The 19,726-nt window shown below is 65.2% G+C and carries 16 protein-coding genes; 5 read left to right on the top strand and 11 right to left on the bottom strand.

Annotated features, from left to right (window positions below; all coding sequences use genetic code 11):
- Positions 1 to 6: 6 nt before the first annotated feature.
- From ACE3P0_RS12290 to ACE3P0_RS12280, 3 genes are all read right to left on the bottom strand, one after another.
- Positions 7 to 915 carry an urease accessory protein UreD gene (locus ACE3P0_RS12290; protein ID WP_374402924.1) on the bottom strand — a complete coding sequence of 303 codons (909 nt, stop codon included), beginning with the start codon at positions 913 to 915 and terminating at the stop codon, positions 7 to 9.
- A gap of 157 nt (positions 916 to 1,072) precedes the next feature.
- On the bottom strand, positions 1,073 to 1,915 hold the full coding sequence (gene queF / locus ACE3P0_RS12285) for an NADPH-dependent 7-cyano-7-deazaguanine reductase QueF (protein WP_374402923.1): 843 nt from the start codon (positions 1,913 to 1,915) through the stop codon (positions 1,073 to 1,075).
- A gap of 836 nt (positions 1,916 to 2,751) precedes the next feature.
- The gene (locus ACE3P0_RS12280; RefSeq protein WP_374402922.1) at positions 2,752 to 3,348 is read right to left on the bottom strand and encodes an ester cyclase; all 597 of its coding nucleotides are present in this window, start codon (positions 3,346 to 3,348) and stop codon (positions 2,752 to 2,754) included.
- A gap of 393 nt (positions 3,349 to 3,741) precedes the next feature.
- On the opposite strand from ACE3P0_RS12280, the gene fhuE reads away from it, so the two are divergent.
- Genes fhuE through ACE3P0_RS12265 form a run of 3 tightly spaced genes read left to right on the top strand, consistent with a single transcriptional unit; the run spans position 3,742 to position 7,276 of the window.
- Positions 3,742 to 5,919 (top strand): ferric-rhodotorulic acid/ferric-coprogen receptor FhuE, encoded by a 2,178-nt coding sequence (fhuE, locus tag ACE3P0_RS12275; protein WP_374402921.1) that lies wholly within the window; start codon positions 3,742 to 3,744, stop codon positions 5,917 to 5,919.
- 5 nt (positions 5,920 to 5,924) lie between these two features.
- Positions 5,925 to 7,067, top strand: a complete 1,143-nt coding sequence (locus tag ACE3P0_RS12270; RefSeq protein WP_374402920.1) for a PepSY-associated TM helix domain-containing protein — start codon at positions 5,925 to 5,927, stop codon at positions 7,065 to 7,067.
- Positions 7,064 to 7,276: a hypothetical protein gene (locus ACE3P0_RS12265; RefSeq protein WP_374402919.1), complete on the top strand. Its 213-nt coding sequence runs from the start codon at positions 7,064 to 7,066 to the stop codon at positions 7,274 to 7,276. The genes ACE3P0_RS12270 and ACE3P0_RS12265 overlap by 4 nt, the downstream gene beginning before the upstream one ends.
- A 49-nt stretch (positions 7,277 to 7,325) precedes the next feature.
- On the opposite strand, the gene urtE is transcribed toward ACE3P0_RS12265, so the two are convergent.
- The 6 genes from urtE to urtA all read right to left on the bottom strand — a co-directional run bounded on the left by urtE (position 7,326) and on the right by urtA (position 13,643).
- On the bottom strand, positions 7,326 to 8,018 hold the full coding sequence (urtE, locus tag ACE3P0_RS12260) for an urea ABC transporter ATP-binding subunit UrtE (RefSeq protein ID WP_374402918.1): 693 nt from the start codon (positions 8,016 to 8,018) through the stop codon (positions 7,326 to 7,328).
- Between the two features lie 85 nt (positions 8,019 to 8,103).
- On the bottom strand, positions 8,104 to 8,553 hold the full coding sequence (locus ACE3P0_RS12255) for a hypothetical protein (RefSeq protein ID WP_374402917.1): 450 nt from the start codon (positions 8,551 to 8,553) through the stop codon (positions 8,104 to 8,106).
- Between the two features lie 62 nt (positions 8,554 to 8,615).
- Positions 8,616 to 9,380 carry an urea ABC transporter ATP-binding protein UrtD gene (urtD, locus tag ACE3P0_RS12250; RefSeq protein WP_374403011.1) on the bottom strand — a complete coding sequence of 255 codons (765 nt, stop codon included), beginning with the start codon at positions 9,378 to 9,380 and terminating at the stop codon, positions 8,616 to 8,618.
- 74 nt (positions 9,381 to 9,454) lie between these two features.
- Positions 9,455 to 10,663, bottom strand: a complete 1,209-nt coding sequence (gene urtC / locus ACE3P0_RS12245) for an urea ABC transporter permease subunit UrtC (RefSeq protein ID WP_374402916.1) — start codon at positions 10,661 to 10,663, stop codon at positions 9,455 to 9,457.
- 2 nt (positions 10,664 to 10,665) lie between these two features.
- On the bottom strand, positions 10,666 to 12,267 hold the full coding sequence (urtB, locus tag ACE3P0_RS12240; RefSeq protein ID WP_374402915.1) for an urea ABC transporter permease subunit UrtB: 1,602 nt from the start codon (positions 12,265 to 12,267) through the stop codon (positions 10,666 to 10,668).
- 104 nt (positions 12,268 to 12,371) lie between these two features.
- On the bottom strand, positions 12,372 to 13,643 hold the full coding sequence (gene urtA / locus ACE3P0_RS12235; protein WP_172201226.1) for an urea ABC transporter substrate-binding protein: 1,272 nt from the start codon (positions 13,641 to 13,643) through the stop codon (positions 12,372 to 12,374).
- A gap of 210 nt (positions 13,644 to 13,853) precedes the next feature.
- On the opposite strand from urtA, the gene nudC reads away from it, so the two are divergent.
- Both nudC and ACE3P0_RS12225 read left to right on the top strand, forming a co-directional pair.
- Entirely contained in the window at positions 13,854 to 14,717 is an 864-nt protein-coding gene (gene nudC, locus ACE3P0_RS12230; RefSeq protein ID WP_374402914.1) for an NAD(+) diphosphatase, read from the top strand.
- A 111-nt stretch (positions 14,718 to 14,828) separates the two neighbouring features.
- Positions 14,829 to 15,062: a hypothetical protein gene (locus ACE3P0_RS12225; RefSeq protein ID WP_374402913.1), complete on the top strand. Its 234-nt coding sequence runs from the start codon at positions 14,829 to 14,831 to the stop codon at positions 15,060 to 15,062.
- Positions 15,063 to 15,119: 57 nt separating this feature from the next.
- On the opposite strand, the gene ACE3P0_RS12220 is transcribed toward ACE3P0_RS12225, so the two are convergent.
- Complete coding sequence (locus tag ACE3P0_RS12220) at positions 15,120 to 16,058, bottom strand: response regulator (protein WP_374402912.1); 939 nt, start codon at positions 16,056 to 16,058, stop codon at positions 15,120 to 15,122.
- Entirely contained in the window at positions 16,045 to 19,482 is a 3,438-nt protein-coding gene (locus tag ACE3P0_RS12215) for an ATP-binding protein (protein WP_374402911.1), read from the bottom strand. Before ACE3P0_RS12215 ends, ACE3P0_RS12220 begins: the two co-directional genes overlap by 14 nt.
- Between the last annotated feature and the right edge of the window lie 244 nt (positions 19,483 to 19,726).

The raw sequence follows: 19,726 nt of genomic DNA, 5'->3' as shown, positions 1-19,726 counted from the left end.
CGGAAATCAGGTGTTCCAGATGCGGGGCGGGCAGGCGGGGCGGTTCAGCAGCGCCGGCCGTACGATGGCCCAGACGGCGGCGAACCAGTGGCGTGCGGCCTCGGCGTCGTCGCCGCGGTAGCGCGCCACCAGCAGGCCGGGCAGGCGGGTGACGGCGCCTAGCCCGGCCGTGGGGCACTCAAGTCGACAGGCTTCCACCAGCGAAGCATCGATGTTGGGGGCGGCAGCCAGCAGGCTGCCAAAGACGGTGGCGCCGCCGAGTACCGCGGCGGAGGCGAAGCGCGCATCGTTGCCGCGCAGCTTTGCCTGCTCGGCGAAGACCGGGCGGCCATCGCGTGCGACGCGCAGGCGGGTGTCCATGCGGCCGTGTTCGAAGCGCTCTCCACGTGCGCGGCGGCCGAGGCACCAGAGGTCGAAGCCGATGAAACGGGCGTCACCCGCCAGTTGCACATCGAGCGTGGCGTCGCCGTCTGCGCCGTCGAATACCATGCTTTCCTGCGGCAGCCATTCGAGACTGGCGCCGGCAGCGACGCTCAGTTTGATTTTCTGCTCAGCGGGGCGGCCGTCGGCGCGGTACCACTTGCCGGCACCGGGGGTGGTCAGCAGCGCGCTGGCGGCTTCGCCGACCGATACGTTGATCGCGAGGGAGTCTCCGCCCGCGATACCGGCTGGCGGATGCAGCAGGATCGCGTGGCTGACCGCATCACCTTCCGGGTACAGCGCTTTCTGCACGCGCAGCGGTCCAGTGTGTTCGCGGCGCGCCAGTACGCTGCGTTCGCCGCGGCGTTCGAAGTCCAGCGCCAGGCGGGCGCGCCAGCCATAGGAGGGTGCCGCGTGGCCGGCATCGCGCTGGGCGATGTCCGGCACGCAGTCGCTCTTGTCGTCTCTCTGCAAGGATTGGGAGTTCGCCCGCATCCCCAGGCTTGAGCAAAACTCGGGCCAAGCGCGGGGTTCGTCGGTATCTCAGGCAGGAAGGCGGCGACCCGCACCGCGGCTGAGCCGACATGCACCGCCGTGATGCACGAAAAAAGAGGCTGCAAATTGAGCGCACCAGGTCGGTGCGATACGCGGTTTATTGCCGGACTTCGCCCAGGTTGCCGGGGCCACTCATCGCTTCGCTGGCGCGCCAGGGGTTGATGTCCAGCCCGCCTCGCCGCGTGTAGCGGGCCCAGACTTCAAGCCGTTGCGGGCGGCATTGGCGCGTGAGGTCGACGAAGATGCGCTCCACGCATTGTTCGTGGAATTCGTTGTGCGTGCGGAACGAGCAGATATAGCGCAGCAGGCCGGCGCGGTCGATTGCCGGGCCGCGGTAGCGGATCACCACCATGCCCCAGTCCGGCTGGCCGGTCACAAGGCAGTTCGATTTGAGCAGGTGCGAGTAGAGCGTTTCTTCAACCACCGGGCCGCTCGCCGCAAGCAGTTCCGGCGCGGGTTCGTAGGTGTCGATATCGATGTCGAGCGTGTCCAGCAACACGCCATCCGGCGTGCCGAGTGCGCGGGCTGGCCGCTGATCCAGCGATTCGAGTTGCACGGCAACCGGCGCACCGGCGGCGGCTGTCAGGTCGCGCGCAATCGTGTCCTGAACGGCTTGCACCGATTCGAAGCGCGTCTGGTTGAAGCTGTTGAAATAGAGCTTCAGGGACTTCGATTCGATCAGGTTCGGCGATGTGGCCGGTACCGTCAGCGTGCCGATCGCAACGACCGGCTTGCCGCGCGGGTTCAGCCACGACACTTCGTAGGCGTTCCAGAGGTCGTGCCCGGTGAAGGGCAAGTCGGCGCCGACGCCGATTTCGGCCCGCTTGCCGCTGCGCGGAATCGGGAACAGCAGTTCGGGCGTGTAGTGGTCGCAATAGGCCACGGCCTTGCCGAGCGGCGAAGCTTCCGGGGCGTTCAAAGGGGTCTGGTCGGTGCTCACGGGGGCGATTTTACGGGATGTCACATTTTTTATAACTACGAGGCACGTCGTACCCTGCACAAGTTCGCTGGGGTGCCTATAGTGAAGTCAGGCCGATGACTTCGTATCGGTCGGTTCAGCGAAGGAGGGTCAATGGAGGTAAGTCCCCTTTCGGGGAGCGTCGTCCAGACACCCGATGCGCAGCAGGCTACTCAGGCTAGGGAAGCCGCCTCTGCCCGTCAGGCGCAGCAAGCGGAGCGTGCAAGGGCAGAAGAGCGCCCGGAACAGGCTCAGCAAGCTCAGCAGGTCGCCCAGACGACGAATCTCAATGGACAGACTATCGGACGAGTGATCAACGTCAAGGCGTAGCACTTCACCATACGGCCCTTCGAGGGCCAGTGGGGGCGCAGCCCCCGGCGACCTTGAGTCGCCCGCGCGCCCAGCGCGCAAACCCCGGTTCCGAGAGGCGGCTGCCTCAAGAACGGAACCAAAAGAAAGCCCGCCTAACGGCGGGCTTTCCATTTATGCGGCAGCGCCTTTCAAGAGGCGCTCTTTGGTCGGGGGCGCTTATTGCGCGCGGTCTTCCTGATCCAGCTTTTCAATGAATTCGGCAATGTCGTCGCGCTTCGGCCAGGCAGCCAGGATCACCATCGGAACAGTCAGTGCAAGCATCATCATGTTGCGTTCTCCTTCGTCGTCTCAACTCGTTTTCTCTGAGACGTACTCTACGCAAGTCCTTGTTGCATCACACAAAAGCTTTTGCATCGAATGATGAAATCGCTTGATCGCAAGTTTGGTCAAGTCGGCGGCCGGCCGAAACCGACTCCGTTCTGAAGTGGGGCCCGGCGCCGTGCCGTTCAGCGTTTTACGAGGCCCAGTTGCTGCATCAAGCTGAGGTTGTCCTCCAGGTGCCAGTTTTCTGCGATGCGTCCGTCGGCGATGCGGTAGAGATCGAAGGCTTGGAAATCCACCGTCTGGCCGGCGCCCTGCAGCGCACCGAACTGGCCGGTGAAATGCCCGCGAAAGTGCAGACGCACGCTGACGCGGTCACCGGCGACGACGAGGTCCTCGACCTCTGCGTTCAAGTCGGGCACCGCGAGGCGGAAAGCCTTGGACGCCTGCAGCGGGCCAACGACGCCCTGCGGCCGGCCGCTCGGTAGTGTGCGGTCGGTGAAGTCGGCCGCGAGGGCGCGATGCGCGAAAGCTCCGTCCCCGGTGTTCCAGAACGCGGCGTACGTCAGGGCCGCCTGGATCATCGGTGTGGCGACCGTTGCGTCGCCAGATACGGCCATGTGTCGGGCGACCGGCAAATCGCTCGCCGTTGCAGTACTGGCGAGCCCTCCAACCGATACGACGAGACTGGCGACGCAGGGAATGAGCGAGGGTTTCAACATCGTGAGTGCTCCTAGAAATGGACTGAACGGGGTGGAGTCCATTCTGGAGTTGTGATTCATGTTTGATAATCCGGCTTTAGAAAGAATGATTTTCTATTCTGATTAGAAAATAAGGTGCTTGTCGCCGATCTGCATGGCGTCGCCGCGGTATGGGTGGGCTGCGCGAATCGAAGTTCATCGCGGGCGATCGGCGGTAATCGCGGGGTGGAACTCCGCCTTGCTGTGAAGCGACGCGCCCGCTCGGCGGGCTGAGCGTCATGGGCGGCGAGCGGATCGGCCGACGCCTGAGGATGGGGCCGCGCCCCACAGTGATGTATCTGCTTCGGCGGCACGTTTGCACAATTAAATGCAAATCGTTATCATTTGCGAATGCGGTTGGTTTGGTGCGTCGTCAAAGGTCGGCGTTTCAACCGGGCCGCCGACCGACCCATTCAGATAACAAAGGACTCTGGCGTGCAAGCACTGAGCACATCCCACCACTCGAGCAAACTCAAGACCCTCTCCCTGATGATGGCGCTCGCGCTGCCGACGCTGGCGCGCGCGGCGGACGTGGCTACTGAAACGGTGCTGCCGGAAGTGGCGGTGCGCGCCGGGGTGATGGGGGAAACGACGGAAGGCACGGGTTCGTACACGACGGGTCGGGCCAGGACCGCCACGCCCTTGAGCCTGGCGCCGCGCGATACGCCGCAGTCGGTGTCCGTCGTCACGCAGCAGCAGATCGAGGACCAGGGGTTGCAGACCATCACCGACGTGCTCAACAGCGTGACCGGTGTTTCGGTGAACCAGTACGAGACGCACCGGGCGCAGTTCACGGCGCGTGGTTTCGACATCAATGCGTTGATGATCGACGGCGTACCGACCACCTGGGAGCAGTCCTGGAGTTCGGGCGAGGCGATGAGCAGCCTCGCGATCTACGACCGCGTGGAAGTAGTACGCGGCGCGACCGGCCTCACGACCGGTGCCGGTGATCCGTCCGGTGCGGTTAACCTGGTGCGCAAGCGCGCGAGCAGCAAGGAGTTCAAGGGCACGGCGGAAGTGGGCGTTGGCAGCTGGAATGCGCTGAGGACGACGGTTGATGTGTCGACGCCGGTCAATGAGGCCAAGACGGTGCGCGCACGGGCTGTCGGCGAATACGCGAGCAGCGATAGCTGGGTCGACAATCTGAAGGAGCGTCGTCAGACGCTGTTTGCCACCGTGGAAGCCGACCTGACCGATCGCACCCTGCTGTCGGTCGGCGTCAGCCGCCAGGAAAACGACCCGAAGGGCTCGATGTGGGGCGGCCTGCCGGTGTGGTACAGCGATGGCAGCCATACCGACTGGGATCGCTCGAAAACCACCGCGGCCGACTGGACGCGCTGGAACTCGGTCTACACGAACTACTTTGCGTCGATTGAACATCGGCTCGCCAACGACTGGACGATCAAGGCCAGCTACAGCTACGGCGACCGCAGCGCCGATTCTTACCTGCTGTACATGTACGGCGCGCCGGATCGCACAACCGGGCTGGGCATGTACACCTGGCCGGGTTCCTACCAGGTTCATACGAAGCAGAGCGACGCGAGCATTCAGGTCGGCGGGCCGTTCGAGCTGTTGGGGCGGCGCCATGAACTGGCGGCGGGCTACGCCTATTCGAAGCAGGATTTCAAGGCCGACAACCGCGCTGCAGCCGGCGGTGCAGCGCCGGATTTCAATGCCTGGAACGGTGCGTTTCCCGAGCCGGTGTGGGGGCCTCTGTCGTACTACGGCGATGCGACGACCAAGCAGCAGGCGATCTACGCCGCAGCCAGTTTCAGCCTCGCCGACCCGCTCAAGCTGATCCTCGGCTCGCGGCTGACGAAGTACGAGCGCGCCGGCGACGACGCGTTCAGTGCCCCGTATGCGATGCAGTTCGATCACGAACTGACGCCTTACGCCGGTGTGGTCTTCGACCTCAGTGCCAACACCTCGCTGTACGCCAGCTACACCAGCATCTTCCAGCCCCAGCAGAAGCGCGACATCAACGGCCAGTACCTCGATCCGATTGTCGGCAAGAGCACCGAGATCGGTGTGAAGGGCGAGTTCTTCGAAGGGCGCCTCAACGCCTCGGCGGCGCTGTTCCATATCAAGCAGGACAATCTGGCGCAAAGCACCGGCGAAATGATTGCGGGCACGACGCCGCCCGAGACCGCCTATCGCGCTTCGGAAGGCGCGACCAGCAAGGGCTTCGAGCTTGAAGTCGCCGGCGAACTGGCCAAGGGCTGGAACGCCAGCGCCGGCTACACCCAGTTCAAGCTCAAGGATGCAAGTGGCGCCGACATCAACACGATATACCCGCGCAAGTTGCTGCGCATCTTCACCAGCTATCGCCTGCCGGGCGCGCTCACCGGCCTGACGCTGGGCGGTGGCGTGAACTGGCAGGGCGAGACCTACACCTACGCCGTCAACCCGCTCGGCGTGACGGAAAAGATCGAGCAGAAGGCGTACGCGCTGGTAAACCTGATGGCGCGGTATGACATCAACAAGCAGTGGTCGGCGCAGCTGAACGTCAACAACCTGCTGGACGAGACCTACTACGGCATGTTCGACGCGTACAGCCAATTCACCTACGGCGCGCCGCGCAACGCGACGCTGTCGGCCACCTATCGCTTCTGACACCCATGCAAGCGAAGACGCTGCAGCGCTGGTCCTGGCTGCATACCTGGAGCAGCCTGATCTGCACGCTGTTCATGCTGCTGCTGTGCCTGACCGGGCTGCCGCTGATCTTCCACCACGAGATCGGGCATCTGCTCGGCACCGAGGTGGAAGCGCCGAGCATGCCTGCGGACACACCAAGGGTGAGCCTGGACCGCGTGCTGGAGGCCGCGCGCGCGCAGTTCCCGGACCGCGTGGCGCAGTACGCCTCGCAGCCCGAGGACAGCGAGGACATCTGGTTCGTCACGATGACGCCAACGCCCGCGCCGACCGATGACTACCGTTCGGTTGCGGTCGACGCGCGCACCGGCGCGTTGCTGGCGCAGCCGCGTGCCGATCGCGGCTTCATGTGGGTGATGTTCAAGCTGCATGTGGATCTGTTTGCGGGCCTGCCGGGCAAGCTGTTCCTCGGCTTAATGGGGCTCTTGCTGCTGGTCGCGATCGTCAGTGGCGCGGTGCTGTATGGCCCCTTCATGCGCAAGCTGGCGTTCGGCACCGTGCGGCGCGAACGCCGCGCGAGCGTGAAGTGGCTCGATCTGCACAACCTGCTCGGCATCGTCACGCTGGTGTGGCTGTTCGTCGTCGGCGCGAGCGGCATGATCAACACCTGGGCCGATCTGCTGATCAAGTACTGGCAGCACGATCAGCTCTCGACGCTGCTCGCACCCTACGCGGGCCAGCCCACCGTACCGCAGGCCGAGCGGGCGTCGGTGCAGCAGGGGTTGGACGTGGCCTTGCAGCGGGCCCCGGGCATGAAGCTCTCGTTCGTCGCCTTTCCTGGCACTGCGTTCTCCAGCCCGCACCACCACACCTACTTCCTGCGCGGCAGTACGCCGCTGACTTCGCGGCTGCTGCAGCCGGTGCTGGTGGATGCGAAGACGTCGCAGGTCACCGCGGCGCCAAAGCTGCCGTGGTACCTGACGGCGCTGCTGGTGTCGCAGCCGCTGCACTTTGGCGACTACGGTGGGCGGCCGATGCAGATCGTCTGGGCGGTGCTGGACCTCGCCAGCATCGTGGTGCTGGGCAGCGGGCTGTACCTGTGGTTGCGTAAGCGGCGCGCTGCCTCGCGGCATGGGGCGCAGGTGGTCGTTGGCGAGGTGGCGGCATGAACGCGCCAGGAAGTCTGAGCAAGGCGGCGATCTGGGGCTGGCCGATCGCGCTGGGTGTGCTGACGTGTGTTGGGCTGGTGGCCGCGCTGTTCAGCGACGGCGGCCTTGGCGACCAGATCGCTGGCGCGTGCCTGTGGGTGCCGGCGCTGATCGGTATCTGGCACGGTTGGCTGCGGCGAGCGCCTGCGGTGTCCGCTGCCCAGAAATGAAATCAGCGCCGGCCCGGAGCCGGCGCTGTGCTTATCGAGACCTGGATGTTCAGACCGACAGGCGCTCGCGCACGCCGTCGGCATCCATATTCTTGCCTTCGCCGCGCATGACGATTTCGCCGCGTTCCATCACGATGTACTGGTCGGCCAGCGAGCGGGCGAAGTCGTAGTACTGCTCGACGAGCAGGATCGCCATTTCGCCGGATTCCGCCAGCGCGCGGATCGCGCGTTCGATGTCCTTGATGATCGAGGGTTGGATGCCCTCGGTTGGTTCGTCGAGGATCAAGAGCTTCGGGCCGGCGGCCAGCGCGCGGCCGATCGCGAGCTGCTGTTGCTGCCCGCCGGAGAGGTCGCCGCCGCGGCGCTTCATCATCTGCCGTAGCACCGGGAACATCTCGAAGATGCGCTCGGGTACCTGTGCGCTGGCGGGCTTTACCGCGAGGCCCATCTCCAGATTCTCGGCCACCGTCAGGCGCGGGAAAATCTCGCGCCCCTGCGGCACATAGCCGATACCGGCGCGCACCCGCGCATGCGAGGCGCTGCGCGTGAGGTCGGCATCGCCGAAGCGCACGCTGCCGGTCTTGGCGGGCACCAGGCCCATCAGTGTCTTCAGCAGGGTCGTCTTGCCGACGCCGTTGCGGCCGAGCAGGGTGGTGACCTTGCCGGTCGGCACTTCGAATGAGAGGTCGCGCAGGATGTGGCTGCCGCCGTAGTACTGGTTCAGGTTCGAGACGGTGAGCATGGTCGGGCTCCAACGTGCGGACATGGGCGGGCACCGGTGTGCCACAGCGGCAACCGGGTCTGCGGGGTGTTGCGGGGAGCGGCGGTCAGGCCGCCGGGGGCGTTTCGCTGGGCGGGGGCGGCGCTTCGCTGCCCGCGATCAGCAGCTTGCGGAACACCGCGTGATTCGCATGGGGCAGCAGCGATGCGAGCTCGTTCGGGTCCAGCTTGGCTGCATCGATCGGCTGACCATCGGTGAAGGTCAGTCGGAACTTGTCGCCATGCAGCCTCACCAGACACAACAGCAACAGCGCGCCGAGCGGATCGCCGACACGCGGCACCGAGCCGCGCAGCGAATCCTCGCGTAGTTGGAAGAAGGGCGCCGCGGTGGAGCCGTGACGCACGATCCACACCGCGTCGCGCTTGTCCGTGGTGGTCACGAACGGGGTCAGGGTGTTCCAGCGTTCGATCACCGCTGCGGCCGCGGCAACCGCATCCTCCCACTTGAGGGAGGTGCGCCAGAGGAAGTAGTCGAACTTGCCGGTGCCGGTAACCATGCCCGTAGCGTAGCAGGCCGCGGGCCGCCACGGCAAAGGGAGGCAAGCGCAGCGCGGCGTGCTCAGCGGCCAAGATAGACCTCGATCACACGTGGGTCGTTCTGCACGGTTTCCAGATCGCCTTCGGCCAGCACGCTGCCTTCGTGCAACACGGTGACCTTGCCGCCCAGCGCCTTCACGAAGGCCATGTCGTGCTCGACGACCATCAGCGAGTGCTCGCCGGCGAGCGACACGAAGAGTTCGGCGGTGCGTTCGGTTTCTTCGTCGGTCATGCCGGCCACCGGTTCATCCAGCAGCAGCAGACGCGGCTCCTGCATCAGCAACATGCCGATCTCCAGCCATTGCTTCTGGCCGTGTGACAGCAGGCCTGCAGGGCGGTCCGCTTCGCTCGTGAGGCGGATGCGCTTGAGCGTTTCGGCCACGCGGTCGCGCTGCTCGCCGCTGAGTTGCGCGAGCAGGCTGCGCCATACGCGCTTGTCCGTCTTCATCGCAAGTTCGAGGTTCTCGAACACCGTGTGCTGCTCGAAGATCGTCGGTTTCTGGAACTTGCGGCCGATACCGGCATGTGCGATCTCCGGCTCGCGCATGCGCGTCAGATCCATCGTTTGGCCGAAGAAGGCACGGCCGCTGTCGGGGCGCGTCTTGCCGGTGATCACGTCCATCATGGTGGTCTTGCCCGCGCCATTGGGACCGATGATGCAACGCAGTTCGCCGACGTCGATGTTCAGCGTCAGCGCGTTGAGCGCGCGGAAGCCATCGAAGCTGACGGTGATGTCTTCGAGGTACAGGATGACCTTGTGCGAAACGTCCAGCTCGCCGGGCGTCATCACACGGCCGGTGGGTGCGCCGTCCTCCCACTGTTCGCGCTGGGTCGGATCGGCGTGTTCGAGGGTGCCCACTTTCATGCGGATGCTCCTTCTGCTGCGGCGTCGGGCGCTGTGTTGCCGGTCTTGTTCGTCGCGGGGGGCGGGGCTGGTTTCGTAACGGCTTTAGGCACGGCAGGCGTGGTGTCGCGGGCACTGCGAATGCGCCGCCATAGCCCTACCAGACCTTCCGGCAGGTAGAGCGTGACCAGGATGAACAGCAGGCCGAGGAAGAACAGCCAGTACTCGGGGAAGCTCACCGTGAACCAGCTCTTCGCCAGGCTCACCGTGAAGGCGCCGAGCACCGGACCGATCAGCGTGCCGCGCCCGCCGACCGCCGCCCAGATCGCGATCTCGATCGAGTTCGCGGGGCTCATCTCACCGGGGTTGATGATGCCGACCTGCGGCACGTACAAGGCGCCGGCCAGCGCGCACAGCACCGCCGACAGCGTCCAGATGAAGAGCTTGTAGTGCAGCGGGTTGTAGCCGATGAACATCACGCGCGATTCAGCGTCACGGATCGCGGCGAGCACGCGGCCGAACTTCGACGTGACGAGGTAGCGACCGAGCAACAAGGTGCACATCAGCAGCAGCGCCGAGAGGCCGAACAGCACCAGCCGGGTTTCAGGCGCGGTGATCGAGTAGCCGAGGATGCGCTTGAAGTCGGTGAAGCCGTTGTTGCCGCCGAAGCCGGTTTCGTTGCGGAAGAACAGCAGCATCGCGGCGTAGGTGAGCGCCTGCGTGATGATCGAGAAATACACGCCCTTGATGCGCGAACGGAAGGCGAAGTAGCCGAACACCCAGGCAATCGCGGCCGGCACCACGACCACCAGCACCATCGCCCACAGAAAGCTGTCGCTACCCACCCAGTACCAGGGCAGTTCCTTCCAGTCGAGGAACACCATGAAGTCGGGCAGATCCGCGTGGTAGCTGCCGTCGCGACCGATCTGGCGCATCAGGTACATGCCGAAGGCGTAGCCACCGAGCGCGAAGAAGAGCCCGTGGCCGAGCGACAGAATGCCTGCGTAGCCCCAGATCAGATCCATCGCTACCGCGACCACGGCGTAACACAGCACCTTGCCGGTCAGCGTCACGAAGTAGTCCGACACATGCAGCGGGTGGCCTTCGGGCAGGGCGAGGTGGGCGACTGGCACCAGCACCCAGGCGACCAGGGCAAACAGCGCCAGCGCGATCCAGCCGTTGCGTGGCATGGCGGTGAGGAATCGAATGGTGAGTGGCGTGCGCATGCTTAGTTCTCCACGAAGCGCCCTTTGAGGGCGAACAGGCCTTGGGGACGCTTCTGGATGAAGACGATGATGAAGAGCAGCACGAGGATCTTTGCGATCACCGCACCGGCCCAGCCTTCGAGGAATTTGGTGACGATGCCGAGCCCCAGCGCTGCCCACACCGCACCGGCCAACTGGCCGACACCGCCGAGCACGACGACGAGGAAGGAATCGACGATGTAGCCCTGGCCCATGTCGGGCCCGACGTTGGCGATCTGCGACAGCGCCACGCCGCCGAGGCCAGCAATGCCGGAGCCGATGGCGAAGGCCAGCGTATCGATGCGCCGCGTCGGCACACCGACGCAACCGGCCATCGCGCGGTTCTGCGTTACGGCACGCACGAACATGCCGAGCCGCGTCTTCTGCATCATCAGCCACACGATCAGCAGCACGAACAGCGCGAAGCCGATGATGGCGATGCGGTTCAGCGGCAGCATGGCGCCGGCATACAGCTCGATGCCGCCGCTCATCCAGCTCGGGTTGGCCACTTCCTGGTTCTGCGGCCCGAAGATCACGCGCGCTGCCTGGATCAGCACCAGCGACAGGCCCCAGGTGGCGAGCAGGGTCTCGAGCGGGCGGCCATAGAGGTGGCGGATCACGAGGCGCTCCATCGCGACGCCGACCAGTGCGGCGACCATGAAGGCGAGCGGGATTGCGGCCAGCACGTAGGCGTCGAGCCATTGCGGGGCGTAGCTGCGGAACAGGCCTTGCACGACCCAGGTGGTGTAGGCGCCGACCATCAGCAGCTCGCCGTGCGCCATGTTGATCACGCCCATCACGCCGTAGGTGATCGCGAGCCCGAGCGCGGCGAGCAGCAGGATCGAGCCGAGCGAGATGCCGGTGAAGATGCGGCCGAGGTTCTCGCCCACCGCGATGCGGCGTTCGATCTGGGTGAGTGAGGCGACGGCGGCGATGCGCACCGCCTCATCGGGTTCGGTGTAGCTGCCGCTGCTCTTGTCGAGCATCGCGGCGAGCAGTTGGCGCACCGCCGGGTCGGCGCTGTCGGCGAGTGACTTGACCGCCTTCAGGCGCGCAGCGGCATCCGGCGAACCGAGGCTGGCTTTGGCCTGCGCGAGTACGAGGAGTTGCTTGATCTGCGGGTCGGCCTCTTTCGCGAGCGCCTTGTCGAGCAGCGGCAGGATCTCGGCGCTTGCGTTGGCGCTGACGTCCTTGGCGGCGGTGAGTCGCACGTCGCGCTCGCTGGCGAACAGTCGCAGGCCGGCGAGTGCGGCGTCCAGCGTGCGGCGCACGCGGTTGTTGATACTGACCGCTTCGGCGTTCTCCGGTGGCGCGGTCAGCGCTTTGCCGGTCGCGACATCAACGTAGGTTTCGCCATCCAGGCGCAGCAGCTTGTCGCCCGCAACGAGCAGTGCGTCTTCCGACAACGCCTTGAAGATCGGCAGCACCGCTTCGGGGTCGGCGCCGGCGAGGGCTGCGATCGCGGCGATCTTCTCGTCGGAATCGTCCGCGCCGAGGCGCGCCAGCTGGGCGGGATCAAGCGCAGCGAAGGCCGGCGACCAGGCGAGGCGGGCGAGCAGCGCGAGCAGAATGAGGAGTCTGACCATGGGAAGGCCGTTCCGTGTGCGTGGTGCCGGCCGGCGTGCCCGTGGGCGCACCGGCCGGGAGGGCCGCACCGCGCGGCGGTGCAGCGTTCAGGTGCGTGCCGGGCTTACTTGCTGTCCGGCTCGTCCTTCTTCTTGTCGTTGCCGGGGATGTACGGGCTCCACGGCTGGGCCTTGATCGGGCCCTTGGTCTTCCACACGACGTTGAACTGGCCGTCGGCCTTCACTTCGCCGATGAACACCGGCTTGTGTAGGTGGTGGTTCTTCGGGTCCATCTCGACCTCGAAGCCAGACGGTGCCTTGAACTTCTGGCCGCCCATCGCGGCGATGACCTTGTCGACATCGGTGCTCTTCGCCTTCTCGACCGCCTGCTTCCACATGTAGATGCCGATGTAGGTGGCTTCCATCGGGTCGTTCGTCACGACGGTGTCGGCCTTCGGGAGGTTGTTCTTCTTCGCCCAGCCCTGGTAGGCCTTGATGAAGGCGGCGTTGGTCGGGTTCTTGATCGACTGGAAGTAGTTCCACGCGGCGAGGTGGCCGACCAGCGGTTTGGTATCGACGCCGCGCAGCTCTTCTTCACCCACCGAGAAAGCCACGACCGGCACATCGGTCGCCTTCAGGCCGGCATTGCCCAGCTCTTTGTAGAAGGGCACGTTGGAGTCGCCATTGATCGTCGACACGACAGCCGTCTTTTTGCCCTCGGAGGCGAACTTCTTGATCTTGGCGATGATGGTCTGATAGTCGGAGTGACCGAAGGGGGTGTACTCCTCCATGATGTCCGCATCGGCGACGCCCTTGCTCTTGAGGAAGGCGCGCAGGATCTTGTTGGTGGTGCGCGGATAAACGTAGTCGGTCCCAAGCAGCACGAAGCGCTTGGCTTCACCACCGTCCTTGCTCATCAGGTATTCGACTGCCGGGATCGCCTGCTGGTTAGGCGCGGCACCGGTGTAGAACACGTTCTTCTCCAGCTCTTCACCCTCGTACTGCACCGGGTAGAACAAGAGGCCATTGAGTTCCTTGTAGACCGGCAGTACCGACTTGCGCGACACCGAAGTCCAGCAACCGAAGGTCACCGCGACCTTGTCCTTCGACAGCAGCTGACGCGCTTTCTCGGCGAACAGCGGCCAGTTCGAGGCCGGGTCAACGACGACCGGTTCAAGCTTCTTGCCCAGCACGCCGCCCTTGGCGTTGATCTCTTCGATCGCCATCAGCGCGGTTTCCTTCAGCGCCGTTTCCGAGATGGCCATCGTGCCGGACAGCGAATGCAGGATGCCGACCTTGATCGTGTCGGCGGCTTGCGCGGCCAGCGAAGTGAAGCCGCACACGGCGAGCGCGGCGGACATTGCTGTCATTTTCACGAAATTGCGACGGGTGCTCATGGACGCTCTTCCTCGAATCAGTTGGGGTCACGGGGTCAGTGGGATGCTGCGGTGCCACATTAGGGCCGCGCCCCGGATCGAGGAATACGTCAGATTGCGTAGGTCGCGCGGGTACGGTCTTCGGCTCGCGCCGCCCGTCGCGCGTGCAGCGTGACCCGACACGGCCGCGCCGGCGCGTTATGCTGTCGTCCCCCGAACGGATTTAACGCGATGCAACTTCCCATCGACTTTCAGCCCGGTTGGGCGCCTGCAGACATCGAAGACGCGTCGGCGCACCGTTTCCTCTTCCTGCAAGGCGCGCTGGTCGTGTTACGCGATGGCGATAGCGCGCGCCTGCCTGATGCTGCTTACCGTGATCTGCCGATCGGGGCGTTGCACTCGGTCGGCGTGCTCGATGGCCGCGCCTGTCACATGGGCGAGCTGCTCGCAACGGACTTGCCCGAAGGGTTTGAAGCGGTGCCGCTGCGGCAGTTGTTCAATCTGCTTCCTGAATCGCTGCTTGCGGTTGCCGGCCGCGCGCAGCAACTGCTCGATTTCGCGCGCAGCCATCGCTTCTGCGGCGCTTGCGGGCATGCCAACGAATTGTTTGACGAGGGCCGCGCCAGGCGCTGTCCGGCTTGCGGGCAGGTCGCGTATCCACGCCTCGCGCCGGCGATGATGGCGCTGATCAAGCGCGACGGCCCGAACGGGCGGGAGCTGTTGCTCGCGCACGGCGCCCGCTTCCCGGGCGTGATCTACAGCGCGCTCGCCGGCTTCGTCGAGCCGTCCGAATCGGTCGAGGATTGCCTGCACCGCGAGGTCTTCGAGGAAGTGGGCGTGCGGGTGAAGAACCTGCGCTACTTCGGCAGCCAGTGCTGGCCCTTCCCGCATTCGCTGATGATCGCCTTCGTGGCGGATTGGGCGAGCGGCGAAATCGTTGCCGACCCCGCCGAGATTCTCGATGCCGCGTGGTTCCACATCGACGCGCTGCCACCGTTGCCGCACCAGATCACGATCGCACGGCGCCTGATCAACGCGACGATCGCAGAGGTCGCCCCGGATCATCCCGCGCTGACGGTCTATGGCACGGGCTGAGGGCTTAAGTCCGGCTTAATCCGGGCTCAGTCGGGCTTAAGGATCGCACTCGCAGAATGCAGCCATGCCTTCAGCGAGAAGGCACTTAACCCGAACACAAGGAGCCTGACCATGAAGAAGCTGATCCTGACCCTGAGCGCCCTCACCTTCGCTGCCGGCGTGTTCGCCGCAGACGCACCGGCTGCGACCCAGTCGGCCCCGGTTGCCAAGCCGGCCGCCGAGGCGAAGACGACCAAGTCGACCAAGCAGACCAAGCACAACGCGAAGAGGGCGCCGGCCGCTGCGCCTGCGGCAGGCACAGAGGCCAAGCCCGCTGCAACGCCGGAAGCCAAGCCGGCCAAGTAATCCCGGTTTCGCTGCACCGAACAGAAGCCCCAGCAAGTCGCCGGGGCTTTTCCATTTCTAGGCGCCGCCGCTGTCTGCACGCAGCCGGATCCGCTTGAGCGCCATGTTGGCCGCTGCCGTGCGGGTTTCGACGCCGAGCTTTTCGAACACATGCTCAAGGTGCTTGTTCACCGTGCGCGGGCTGCTGCCGAGGATCGCGCCGATGTCCGGGCTGGTCTTGCCCTGTGCGACCCAGTAGAGCACCTCGGCTTCGCGCGTGGTCAGCCGGAAAGCGGCAATCAGTGATTCGATCGCGGAGGCGTCGTTTTCCTCCCGCAGCACCACCAGCCATTCGTCGTCGCCGGTCTGGTCGTGGAAGGTGGCGAGCAGGCGGCGTGCGTCGTTCGCGATCAGCAGCGTGCTGTGCTCACGTCCTTCCCGGCGTGCGGTTTCTGCGGCGGCAATCCATTCGAGCAGGCGCGGCGGTGTTTGATCGCGCTCGGTGCCGAAGTGGGCGTGCAGCAGTTCGCGTGCGAGCGGCGTTTGCCAAACCAGTTTGCCGTCCGCTGCGCGCACCGCGACGGTCGCCTGGCCGAAGGCATCGAGCGCACTGCGTGCCTGGCGCATCTGGCGCGCGTTCTGCAGGTGCGCGGCGATGCGGGCGAGCACTTCCTGTGGCCGGATCGGTTTGGTGACGTAGTCGGCGCCGCCGGCCGAGAAGGCGGCGACGACATGCTCGGTTTCCGTCAGCCCGGTCATGAATACGATCGGGATCGACTGCGTCGCGAAGTCCGCCTTCAAACGCCGTGCGGTTTCAAAGCCGTCGATGCCGGGCATCAATGCGTCGAGCAGGATCACATCCGGCAGGCTCTGGCGCGCCCGCATCAGTGCATCGTGGCCGTTGGTCGCGACCAGTACGGTGTAGCCGGCCTCGTCGAGTGCGTCGTGCAACAGCGAGAGGTTATCCGGTACGTCGTCGACGATCAGTACGACGCCGGGGCGTTCACTTGCCGGCATGCGCGGCTCCGTGTTCTGCGCTGCGCGCCTTGCGAATGATCTCGTGCATGGGTTCGAACTGGAACTGTTTGGCGAGGCCGCGCATCACGCGGACAAATTCGATGTGGCGCGCATCCTGGGCTTCGAGCGTGCTGAGGGTATCGAGGATGCCGCGCAGGTAGCCGAGCGTGATCGCAGACTCCAGCGTGCTCAGCGCCGCCTCGTCCGGGTAGTACATCGGTGTCTGGGGTGCCGCTGCAACCGACGATGGCCTCGCCGGTGAATCGGTGCAAACCCATTCGAGCGCGAGCTTGTTCCCGATCCAGTCGAGCAGGTGCTGTACCCGAAGCGGCTTGACGAGGAAGTCCTCAGCCGGCAAGCCGACGTCGTTCTCCAGCCCGCGGTCGAAGGCATTTGCGGAGAGCACCGCGAGCTTCGCATCGCAGCCCTGTGCGCGCAGGCGACGCAGCGTTTCCCAGCCGTCGATGCCCGGCATCGCGAGATCCATGAAGATCAGGTGCGGTTTGAATTCCGCGACGCGCTCCAGGCACTCGTAGCCGCTGGCCGCTTCCGCCAGCTCGAAACCCAGCGGAGCGAGGATGCTGGCGAGCAGTTCGCGATCCACGCGTTCGTTGTCGACGATCAGGATCCGCCGCCGCACACCGACATAGCCGATGCGCAGTGTGTCGGATCGCGCACGCACCGCCTGCAGGCCATGCACCTGTGGCACGAAGAGTCGCACGAGGAAGGTGCTGCCCTTGCCGGGTGTGCTGCTGACCGAGAGTTCGCCGCCCATCAGGTCGGTCAGCATGCGCGTGATCGTCAGGCCCAGCCCGGTGCCGCCGGCGCCGCCCTGGCTTGCCGCACGGCCGCGCGCGAAGGGCTCGAAGATGTGCTCGATTTCGTCCGGCGCGATGCCGGGGCCGCTGTCGATGATTTCGCACAGCGCCATCTCGCGCTGGTAGCGCAGGCGGAAGCGCACCTCGCCGCGCTGCGTGAATTTCACGGCGTTGCCGAGCAGGTTGATCAGGATCTGGCGCAGCCGTTTCTCGTCGGCCCGTACCACCGGCGGCAGTTCGCCGAGTTGCTCGAAGTGGAAGGCGAGGCCCTTGTTGCGCGCTTGCAGTTCGAACATGCCGACGATCTGCGCGATGAAGTCGGGGAAGTCGAGCGGGCGGATGTCGAGCGTGAGCTTGCCGCCCTCGATGCGCGCGAGATCCAGCGTGCCTTCGATCAGCGAGAGCAGATGGTCGCCGCTACGTCGGATTACCGAAACGGCCTGCCTTCGGTGCACTGGAATCGATTCGTCGCCGTCCAGGATCTGCGCGTAGCCGAGGATGCTGTTGAGCGGTGTGCGCAACTCGTGGCTGATCGCGGTGATGTGGCGGCTCTTCGCAAGGTTGGCCTGTTCCGCCACCTGCCGCGCTTTCTGAAGTTGCTCGTCGGTGCGCTGGTGCGAGGCAATCTCCTGCATCAGTGCGGCGGTCTGGCGGTTGGATTCTTCCTGCGCCACCTGCCGGCTCTTGTGCGTCAGCACCATCCACCAGGCGACCACGCCGCTCACCAGCAGCAGTGCAGCGAAGGCCTTGATGAAACTCTGCTGCAAGTGCGGCAGCAGGGCGGCGTGCTGACTGCCGACGACGACCCACTCGTGGTAGTACAGCAGGCCCATCAGCAGCGCGAGAAAGGGCACGATGCCAGCCATCAGCAGCAAGTAATGCCCGAGGCCGGTTTCCACATACGGCAGTGCGGCGCGCGGCAACAGGCTGCGCAGCACGCCGTTCCACTGCGACGAGAGCCGCGCATGCGGCTTGCACAAGTCGTTGCAGCGCGCATCCAGCGAGCAGCATAGCGAGCAGATCGGCCCCTGGTAGGCGGGGCAGTGGGCGGTGTCGTCCGATTCGTATTCGCGGTCGCAGATGCAGCAGCGATGCGCGCCGTTGCTGCGTACTTCGGCCTTGCGTGCGAGGTAGTACTTGCCGCCGGTTGCCCACGCGATCAGCGGTGAGCACACCATCGCCGCGCCAATCGCGATGAAGGAGGCGAAGGGCTGCAGGGCGGGGCCGAGCAAACCGATCCAGGCCGAGATGCTCAGCGCCGATGCGATCGCCATGCTGCCGACGCCGACCGGGTTGATGTCATACAGGTGGCTGCGCTTGAACTCGATACCGCGCGGCGACAAACCCAGCGGCTTGTTGATCACCAGATCCGCCACCACTGCCATCATCCAGCTGATCGCGATGTTGGAGTACAGCCCCAGCACCTGCCCGAGCGCCTGAAAGACATTCAGCTCCATCAGCATCAGCGCGATCAGCGTGTTGAACACCATCCACACCACGCGGCCGGGGTGGCTGTGCGTCAACCGCGCAAAGAAGTTGGACCACGCGAGTGAGCCGGCGTAGGCGTTGGTGACATTGATCTTCAACTGCGAGATCACGACGAACAGCACCGTTGCCCACAGCGCCCAGCCCGGCGCGCCGAACACATGCGAGAAGCCGATCAGGTACATCTGGTTCGGGTCCACTGCCTTGTCAGCCGGCACCGCATTGCGCAGCGCCAGCCACGCGAGCAGCGCGCCGCCCAGCATCTTCGCCACGCCCAGCACGACCCAACCCGGCCCGCCGATGATCACGCCGGCGAGCCAGCGCTTGCGGTTGGCAGCGGTGCGTTCGGGCATGAAGCGCAGGTAGTCCGCCTGCTCGCCCATCTGCGTGATCAGCGCGATGCCCACCGTGAGCGCTGCACCAAACAGCGGCACGTTGAAACTGCCGCCACGGCCATCGGCACCCGCGTAGTTCATGAGCCCCGCCAGCACGGTTGGCTCCTGCCACAGCACGAACACGAAGGGCAGCGCCAGCATCAGCAGCCACAGCGGCTGGGTCAGCGTCTGCAGCCGGCTGATGGTCGTCACGCCGTGCGTCACCAGCGGAATCACCACCAGCGCGCACAGCACATAGCCCCATGCGGGCGGAATGCCGAAGGCCATCTCCAGCGCGTAGGCCATGATCGCCGCTTCGAGCGCGAAGAAGATGAAGGTGAAGGAGGCGTAGATCAGCGAGGTGATCGTCGATCCGATGTAGCCGAAGCCTGCACCACGCGTGAGCAGATCCATGTCCAGCCCGTGGCGGGCGGCGTAGAAACTGATCGGCAAACCGGCCAGGAAGATGATCAACCCGGTCGCGATGATCGCAAACAGTGCATTGATGAAGCCCGCCTGCACCAACATGGTGGCGCCGACAGCCTCAAGCACCAGAAAGGACGCTACGCCGAACGCCGTGTTCGCCACCCGCAGCTCGCTCCAGCGACGGAAGCTGCGCGGCGTGAAGCGCAGCGCGTAGTCCTCCATCGTCTCGCGCGCGACCCAGCTGTTGTAGTCGCGGCGGATCTTGATCACCCGCTGGACGGGGGCGGCGTTGGCTGTGTCTTGGTTGATTTCGGGCGGCATGGCTTAGTGGGACTAGCAAGCGGCGCGCCGGCTGTGGTCTTTGGGTGTGTGTGTTTTGTTTGGCGCAGCGTTGGGGCTTGCGGTTGGGTTTGGCGGGTTGCGGTCGCTTGTCCGCTAAAGCCGGGTCCCGCCCCGGCGGGCGGGGTACTTTCTTTGTGCGAACAAAGAAAGTACCCAAAGAAAGTCGCCCCGCTTCAACGCCCCGCCAGCCGCGGGGGTCCCCGCGCGGCAAGGAGCAACCGGT

This window comes from Niveibacterium sp. (genome assembly GCF_041909475.1).
In the GTDB taxonomy this organism is placed as follows: domain Bacteria; phylum Pseudomonadota; class Gammaproteobacteria; order Burkholderiales; family Rhodocyclaceae; genus Niveibacterium.
This window is presented reverse-complemented; position numbering and strand designations above follow the sequence as displayed.

Excerpts from the sequence above, each read along its gene's own strand:
- nudC (WP_374402914.1), top strand. The coding sequence starts at position 13,854 with ATGCAACTTCCCATCGACTTTCAGCCCGGTTGGGCGCCTGCAGACATC.
- urtA (WP_172201226.1), bottom strand. The coding sequence starts at position 13,643 with ATGAGCACCCGTCGCAATTTCGTGAAAATGACAGCAATGTCCGCCGCG.
- urtD (WP_374403011.1), bottom strand. The coding sequence starts at position 9,380 with ATGACGCCCGGCGAGCTGGACGTTTCGCACAAGGTCATCCTGTACCTC.
- ACE3P0_RS12255 (WP_374402917.1), bottom strand. The coding sequence starts at position 8,553 with ATGGTTACCGGCACCGGCAAGTTCGACTACTTCCTCTGGCGCACCTCC.
- ACE3P0_RS12220 (WP_374402912.1), bottom strand. The coding sequence starts at position 16,058 with ATGCCGGCAAGTGAACGCCCCGGCGTCGTACTGATCGTCGACGACGTA.
- ACE3P0_RS12290 (WP_374402924.1), bottom strand. The coding sequence starts at position 915 with ATGCGGGCGAACTCCCAATCCTTGCAGAGAGACGACAAGAGCGACTGC.
- ACE3P0_RS12265 (WP_374402919.1), top strand. The coding sequence starts at position 7,064 with ATGAACGCGCCAGGAAGTCTGAGCAAGGCGGCGATCTGGGGCTGGCCG.
- ACE3P0_RS12280 (WP_374402922.1), bottom strand. The coding sequence starts at position 3,348 with ATGAATCACAACTCCAGAATGGACTCCACCCCGTTCAGTCCATTTCTA.
- ACE3P0_RS12225 (WP_374402913.1), top strand. The coding sequence starts at position 14,829 with ATGAAGAAGCTGATCCTGACCCTGAGCGCCCTCACCTTCGCTGCCGGC.
- ACE3P0_RS12270 (WP_374402920.1), top strand. The coding sequence starts at position 5,925 with ATGCAAGCGAAGACGCTGCAGCGCTGGTCCTGGCTGCATACCTGGAGC.
- urtC (WP_374402916.1), bottom strand. The coding sequence starts at position 10,663 with ATGCGCACGCCACTCACCATTCGATTCCTCACCGCCATGCCACGCAAC.
- urtE (WP_374402918.1), bottom strand. The coding sequence starts at position 8,018 with ATGCTCACCGTCTCGAACCTGAACCAGTACTACGGCGGCAGCCACATC.
- ACE3P0_RS12215 (WP_374402911.1), bottom strand. The coding sequence starts at position 19,482 with ATGCCGCCCGAAATCAACCAAGACACAGCCAACGCCGCCCCCGTCCAG.
- urtB (WP_374402915.1), bottom strand. The coding sequence starts at position 12,267 with ATGGTCAGACTCCTCATTCTGCTCGCGCTGCTCGCCCGCCTCGCCTGG.